Annotated in this window: 4 protein-coding genes; 3 read left to right on the plus strand and 1 reads right to left on the minus strand. The window is 72.4% G+C overall.

What is annotated here, in order from left to right; all coding sequences use genetic code 11:
• Positions 1–178: 178 nt before the first annotated feature.
• Positions 179–1,228, minus strand: a complete 1,050-nt coding sequence (locus ACFY2K_RS43280) for a substrate-binding domain-containing protein (RefSeq protein ID WP_387718604.1) — start codon at positions 1,226–1,228, stop codon at positions 179–181.
• A 606-nt stretch (positions 1,229–1,834) separates the two neighbouring features.
• On the opposite strand from ACFY2K_RS43280, the gene ACFY2K_RS43285 reads away from it, so the two are divergent.
• The 3 genes from ACFY2K_RS43285 (at position 1,835) to ACFY2K_RS43295 (ending at position 7,484) form a co-directional block, all read left to right on the plus strand.
• Entirely contained in the window at positions 1,835–4,267 is a 2,433-nt protein-coding gene (locus ACFY2K_RS43285; protein ID WP_387718607.1) for a ricin-type beta-trefoil lectin domain protein, read from the plus strand.
• A gap of 417 nt (positions 4,268–4,684) precedes the next feature.
• Positions 4,685–6,859, plus strand: a complete 2,175-nt coding sequence (locus ACFY2K_RS43290; protein WP_387718610.1) for an NEW3 domain-containing protein — start codon at positions 4,685–4,687, stop codon at positions 6,857–6,859.
• 142 nt (positions 6,860–7,001) lie between these two features.
• Positions 7,002–7,484 carry an NUDIX hydrolase gene (locus ACFY2K_RS43295; protein ID WP_387718613.1) on the plus strand — a complete coding sequence of 161 codons (483 nt, stop codon included), beginning with the start codon at positions 7,002–7,004 and terminating at the stop codon, positions 7,482–7,484.
• Positions 7,485–7,627 lie beyond the last annotated feature (143 nt).

The raw sequence follows: 7,627 nt of genomic DNA on the forward strand, positions 1-7,627 counted from the left end.
GGGGGGGGGGGGGGGGGGGGGGGGGGGGGGGGGGGGGGGGGGGGGGGGGGGGGGGGGGGGGGGGGGGGGGGGGGGGGGGGGGGGCGGGGGGGGGGGGGGGGGGGGGGGGGCCGCCGGGCGCCCCCCCCCCACGGCCGGCCCGAGGTGGCCTCGGGCCGAGGTGGCGCCGGGCGCGGAGTCAGCTGCAGGACACGCCCGCGGACTGCCAGGTGGCGGCGTCGACCATCTTGGTCGGGGCGAAGGCCTCCTTGGGGAAGTCCTTGCCGTTCTTGAGCTTGTCGAACATGGTCTGCACCGACAGGGCGCCGACGTCCTTGCCGTTGATGAACAGGGCGGCCTTCATGCCGGAGGGCTTGCCGGCGGCCCAGTCCTTGCAGGCCAGGTAGGCGCCCAGGCCGACGCCGTCGATGTCGTCCGGGCTGATCCCGGCGTTCTGCAGGGCGGTGACGGCACCCTGGACGTTCTCGTCGTTGCAGCCCCAGGTCACCCAGTGCTTGACGCCCGGGTTGGCGGTGATGGTGGCGGCCACCTTGTCCTGGGCGCCGGTCGGGGTGTTGTCGGTGGCGACGTCGATGGCCTGCACGCCCGGCACGGCCTGGTCGAAGGCGTCCTTGGCGGCCTTGACCCGGTCGCCGCAGACGGTGACGTCCTGCTTCCAGGCGGAGATGATCCGGGTGTCGGCGGCGTTCCAGCCGGCCTTCTTGAACTCCTCGGCCGCGCGCTGGCCGACCTGCTGACCCATCTGCTGGCCGGAGAAGCCGATCCGGGGCACCAGGTCGCCGGCGGCGCACTGGGCCGGGGAGGGGCCGCTCGCACAGACCTGGTCGTCGGAGGTGAGCAGCGCGGCCTTGGCGTCCCGGGCCGTCTGGACGACCTGCGGGCCGACCGCCGGGTCCGGCACCACGATGATCAGGCCGTTGCTCTTCTGGGCGATCGCGGCCTGCACCTCGCCGACCGTCTTGTTGGCGTCGCTGCCGAGGCTCACCACCTTCAGGTCGGCACCCAGTTCGGCGGCCTTGGCCTTCGCCCCGGCCGCCTCGTCCACGAAGTACTGCTGGTCACCCTGCTTCTGCAGGTAGGTGATCGAGACCTTGCCGGACACCGGGGCCACCGGCGCGTCGGCCCCGGAGGACGAGGTCTGTCCGGTGGAACAGGCCGTCAGTCCGAACGAGGTGACCAGGCTCAGCGCGGCGAGCGAGGCCAGGCGGCCACGGAGGGTGAGGTGCATGGTGAGGGCTCCTGAGGATGTGGGACCGATCGACCATAAGCAACAGAGTCGATCAGAAAACATCGCAATCAAACGCGATGAGGCAACAGGAAACGCCCAGTTCACACTGGAGTCAAGCGTGGGTTTACCTCCGGGGCACGATCGACACCGTCTCGTTATGCCACCCGCTCCACCCGGCGCGACCAGGCCGGTCCGACGGGCGGTTCCGCGCGCGCGAAAGTGCCCGCGCGGCGGCCGGGGCCGCGCGGGAAGGTGCACATGCTCGGTCGAAGCCCGCTGATCACACTGGTCAGAGGCGCTCGGATGGGTGTGCGAGACCACCTACTAGCCGGTAGGTAGGTGCTCGGAACAGCTTCCGCCAAAGGCGGGTTCACGTCAAGAGGGCGGCCCCACCGCCCGCCGGCGGCGCGACCCCACCCCGGGCCGCCGCACCTGCGGTCGATCGTGTGCGGCGTTGTCGTGACAGGTGGTCAACGCCGTTGAATCTGCGGCCTTCTTGTTGATTAGTGTTGGAACTCGGGTCTACGCTCCGCACCTGCCCGGCGTTCCTGCATGCTCCCGCCGACGCCGGCGCTCCCCTGTACCCTCCCGCCACCGGAGACGCCCATGGCCCGTGGACACCTGCCCCCGAAACTGCGCACCGCCCTCGGCGCCGCAGCCCTGCTGCTGGGCTCCCTCGGCAGCCTCGCCACACCGCCCGCCGCCTCGGCGGCGCCCTCGGCACCCACGGCCGCCACCGCCGTCCGCACCGCCGTCACCGTCGACGGCACCCAGCCCGGCCTCGCCTTCGACGGGGTCGGCGCGATCTCCGGCGGCGGCGGCAACTCCCGCCTCCTGGTGGACTATCCGGAGCCACAGCGCAGCCAACTGCTGGACTACCTGTTCAAGCCCGGCTACGGCGCCTCGCTCCAGGTGCTGAAACTGGAGATCGGCGGCGACACCAACTCCACCGACGGCGCCGAGCCCAGCATCGAACACACCAAGGGCGCCGTCGACTGCCACCAGGGCTACGAGTGGTGGCTCGCCGAACAGGCGAAGGCCCGCAACCCGAACATCACCTTCTACGGCCTGTCCTGGGGCGCCCCCGGCTGGATCGGGAACACCGGCAGCGGCGGCACCTTCTGGTCCCAGGACACCGTCGACTACCTGATGTCCTGGATGGGCTGCGCGGCACAGCACCACCTGAACGTCTCCTACCTCGGCGGCTGGAACGAGCGGAGCTTCGACGCCGCCTGGTACGAGAAGCTCAAGTCCGCGCTGGTCTCCCACGGTTACGGCTCGACCAAGGTGGTCGCCGCCGACGACACCTGGGCGGTCGCGGACGCCATGGCCACCGACCCGGCGTTCCGCGACGCCGTCGACGTCGTGGGCGTGCACTACCCGTGCGGCTACCTGGGCGACTTCACCAGCTGTCCGAGCACCCCCACGGCGCAGGGGCTCGGCAAACCGCTGTGGGCCAGCGAGAACGGCTCCGAGGACGCGGACGGCGGCGCCGCCGCGGTCGCGCGCGGGATCAACCGCGACTACCTCGACGGCAGGATGACCTCCTTCGTCAACTGGCCGGTCATCGCCGCGCTCTACCCCAACCTGTACTTCTCCAGCGACGGCATGTCGATCGCGAACCAGCCGTGGTCCGGCCACTACACGATCGGCAGGACCACCTGGGTGACGGCGCACACCACCCAGTTCGCCCGCCCCGGCTGGCACTACATCGACTCCGCCAGCGGCTACCTCGGCGGCGCGCGCACCAACGGCAGCTACGTCACGCTCAAGTCCACGAACAACCGCGACTACAGCACCGTCATCGAGACCATGGACGCCGCCGCGGCCCAGACCGCGAGCTTCACCGTCGCCGGCGGCCTGTCCACCGGCACCGTCCACGTCTGGTCCACCGACCTGGGCTCCGACAAGCCCGCGGACTGGTTCGTCCACGCCCAGGACGTCACCCCGCAGGGCGGCTCCTACACCCTCACCCTCCAGCCCGGCCGCGTCTACACCGTGACCACCACCACCGGCCAGGGCCGGGGCACCGCCACCGCGCCGGCCGCCGCCCCGCTGGGCCTGCCCTACGCGGACGACTTCGAGAAGGCGGCCACCACCACCTCGCCGAAGTACTTCACCGACATGAACGGCGCCTTCCAGACCGTCCCCTGCGGCGGCGGCCGCGCCGGGACCTGCCTGCGCCAGATGGCCCCGACCTCGCCGATCCGCTGGACCGACGAGTCGTACAACGCGCCGTACACGATCATGGGTGACGGCAGCTGGTCCAACTACACCGTCACCGCCGACACCCTGTTCGAGCAGTCGGGCAGCGTCGAACTCCTCGGCCGGGTCAACCAGCAGGGCCGCAACAACAACGGCCTCAACGCCTACCACCTGCGGTTCAGCGACACCGGCGCCTGGTCCATCGACAAGAGTGACACCAGCTGGAACTTCACCACCCTCGCCCACGGCACCACCACCGCACCGGGCACCGGCAGTTGGCACACCGTCTCGCTCTCGATGGAGGGCAGCACACTCACCGCCGGCATCGACGGCACCACGGTGGGCAGCGCGACCGACGCGAGCTTCACCAACGGACAGGCCGGCCTGGGCGTGACCGACTACCGGACCGAGCAGTTCGACCGCTTCGCCCTCACCCCCGGCACCCCGACCACCCACACCGGCCCGATCACCTCCGCCCTGGCCGGCAAGTGCGTCGACGCCGACGGCGACTCCGGCGCCAACGGCACCGCCGTCCAGCTCTGGGACTGCAACGCCGGCCCCTCCCAGGTGTGGACCTGGTCCAACGGCAGCCTCACCCACAACGGCAAGTGCCTCGACGTGACGGGCGCCGCCACCGTCAACGGCACCCCGGTCGAACTCTGGGACTGCAACGCCGGCCCCAACCAGCAGTGGACGCCCCAGCCGGACGGCACCCTGCGGAGCACCCAGTCCGGCCGCTGCCTCGACGACCCGGCCCTCGCCACCACCAACGGCACCCGCCTGGAGATCTGGGACTGCAACGCCGGCGCCAACCAGCGCTGGGCCCTCCCCTAGGGCCTGTCCGGCGGATCTTGGCAGATCAGCGCGCGGCGTTGGGCGCCCGGCTGGGCGTGCGCCCGAGTCGGCCTCGTACTGGACGTACTTGGGCGATTCGGGCGTGCGTCCAGGCGGGATGCCCGGCGTCGCGCGCCTGGCAAGATCCGCCGGACAGGCCCTAGCGGCTTGCCTCGAACCCCCACCGCCCACGAAGTGGCCGGGCCCCGTGCGATTCCGTCGCACGGGGCCCGGCCACTTCGCCGTCCGTCCACCCGCCGCTCTGCACGCCCCTGCTCCGAACCCTCTCAGATCTGCTCGATCCTGATTGTTCCTGCCGTGCTCTTGTCAGAACTGAGCAGAGCCCCGTACAACTGATCCCGCCGAGGCAACGCCGTTCACCATGCCCTGACCCCGAAGATCCCGTGAGGTCGAAGCGTGTCAACTCCCCTCCCCCGGTGGCTCCGTGCCGCCGTCGCCTGCTGTACGACGCTCGCCGCAGCGTCCACCGGAACGCTGCTCGCCCTCCCCGCGGCCGCCGCCGCACCCGCCCCGCCGGGCGCCGCCGCCCAGTACCCCGACTACGCCCCCACCCCGCCGATGGGCTGGAACGACTGGTCCTACTACCAGTGCGGGATCGACGAGAAGACGATCCTCGACAACGCCCACGCCCTGGTCACCACCGGGCTGGCGAAGAAGGGCTACGACACCGTCACCATCGACGACTGCTGGATGTCCCGACAGCGCGACGCCAAGGGCGCCCTGGTCGCCGACCCTGCCCTCTTCCCGGACGGCATGGCCTACGTCGGGCGCCAACTCCACCAGCTCGGGCTCAAGTTCGGCATCTACGAGGACGCCGGGACCAGCACGTGCGGCGGCTACCCCGGCTCCCTCGACCACTGGCAGCAGGACGCCGACCTGTTCGCGTCCTGGGAGGTCGACTACGTCAAGCTCGACGGCTGCAACGTCCCCACCAAGCCCGGCGAGACCGAGGAACAGAGCTACCGCGACACCTACACCGCGATGAGCACGGCCCTGCTCAACACCCACCGCCCGATCGTCTTCTCGATCTCCGCCCCCGCCTACTTCCAGGGCGCGGCGAACTGGGAGTCGGTGATCCGCTGGTCCGCCCAACTCGGCAACCTGTGGCGGGAGGGCGCCGACATCGCCCTCGGCCAGGCCCCCGGCCGCGAGAAGTGGGCCTCGATCAAGGACAACTACGGCTACAACGTCGGCCTGCCCGCGCTGCAACGACCGGGGCGCTGGAACGACCCCGACTTCCTGCTCGCCGGCGACTCCGGCCTCAGCCAGGACGAGATCCAGAGCCAGACCTCGCTGTGGGCGATGATGGCCGCGCCGCTGATCTCCAGCACCGACCTCACCCACCTCTCCCCCGCCGCGCTGGCCGTGCTCGGCAACGAGGACGTCATCGCCGTCGACCAGGACCGGCTCGGCGTCCAGGGCAAGGTCGTCCAGCACGACACCGGCTACGACGTGCTCAGCAAGCCGCTGGCCGGCGGGGACCGTGCGGTCGCCCTGTTCAACTCCTCCGACACCGCGCAGACCATCACCACCACCGCCGCCCGGGCCGGCCTGCCCTCCGCCATCGGCTACGCCCTCCACGACCTGGTGACCAAGCAGGTCACCGGCACGACCGGCGTGATCTCCGCGGACGTGCCGCCGCACGCCACCGTGCTCTACCGCGTCCACCCCGGCGCCACCCGCGGCGCGGCCCCCGCGACCGCCCTCACCTGGCAGGACATCAGCACGGCGGAGGCCCCCGGGACGTACCGGATCACCCTGGCCGACCACGGCGCCGTCCCGCTGAACGACACCCGACTGCGGGTCACCGCCCCCGCCGGCTGGACCGTCACCCCCGCGACCACCGCCCTGCCCCGCGTCGAACCCGGCGGAACGGCCTCGGCCACCGTGACGGTGCACGGCCCGCAGGGCACCCCCGGGACGACGGTCACGGCCATCACCGCCACCGCGAGCTACCGGGCCCGGCCGACGGCCGTCGACACGGTCAGCGGCGACCGGACGATCGTGCAGACCGTGCCCTACCCCTCGCTGGCGGCCGCGTTCGACAACGTCGGCACCACCTCCGAGAGCGCCCCCGCCCCCGGCAACTTCGACGGCAACGGGGACAGTTACTCGACCCAGGCCCTGGCCGCCGCCGGCGCCACCCCGGGCGCCACCATCAGCGCCAACGGCCTCGGCTTCACCTGGCCGTCCTCGGCCCCGGGCACCGCCGACAACGTGTCCGCCGCCGGCCAGCAGATCACCCTCACCGGCCAGGGCACCGCGCTGGGCTTCCTCGGCGCCGAAGCCGGCTTCACCGCCGGCACGGTCACCGTCACCTACACCGACGGCACCACCAGCACCGGCCAACTCGGCTTCCCCAACTGGTGCTGCTCCCCCACCGACGCCTACGGCGCGAAGACCGCCTTCACCACCGACCACCGCAACACCCCCACCGGCCCGGCCAACTACGGCACCACCTACGGCGTCTTCACCAACACCGTCCCCCTGACACCCGGCCGGACGATCCGCTCCGTCACCCTCCCCGACGCCCCCGCGCTCCACGTCTTCGCCCTGACCGTCCAGCCCTGACCCTCCAACCCTGACCGCCGAAACCGTCACCGACCGGCCCCGACCGACTCCGGCCCGCCCCACCCGGCCCGCGGGAACCCACCCCCGCGGGCCGGGTTACGCTGACGGCCCCACCCCATCCGCCACCCCCAGGAACCGCACCGTGCCCGAGACCGCCACCGAGACCACCCCCGCCCGGATCCGCTCGGCCGGCCTCTGGTTCCACGACCACGCCGTGCTCATGGAAAGCCTCGCCGACATCGAGCTCTGGGGCGTGCCCGGCGGCGGCCTGGAGCCCGGCGAGTCCCTCACCACCGCCTGCGAACGGGAGTTCCTGGAGGAGACCGGCGTCGCCGTGCGGTGCGGCCGGCTCGCCGTCGTGGCGGACAGCTTCTTCCGGGACGACCGGGGCGAACTCCACCACGACGTCTGCTTCTACTTCCTCGTCGAACCCAGGTTCCCCGGCACCGCCGGCCGGCCCGGGATCAGCAGCAGGGAGGCCCAGTTGCAGTTCCGCTGGATCGATCTGCACGACCTCGGCTCGGTCAGGCTCGTGCCGGACTACCTGGCCGCCCTGCTCCCGGCCCTGCGCGATCACGCCGCGCCGGTGTTCCTCAGCTTCGACTGCCGGGCCACCGAGGGGTGAACCCGGGCCGGGGGGGGGGGGGGGGGGGGCCCCCCCCCCCCCCCCCCCCCCGCGGGGCGCGGGCGGGCGCGGGGGGGGGGGGGCGCCCCCCCCGGGCGGCCCCCCCCCCCCCCAAAACCCACCCCCCCCCCCCCCCCCCCCCC

Source organism: Kitasatospora sp. NPDC001309 (assembly GCF_042896295.1).
Lineage (GTDB): Bacteria > Actinomycetota > Actinomycetes > Streptomycetales > Streptomycetaceae > Kitasatospora.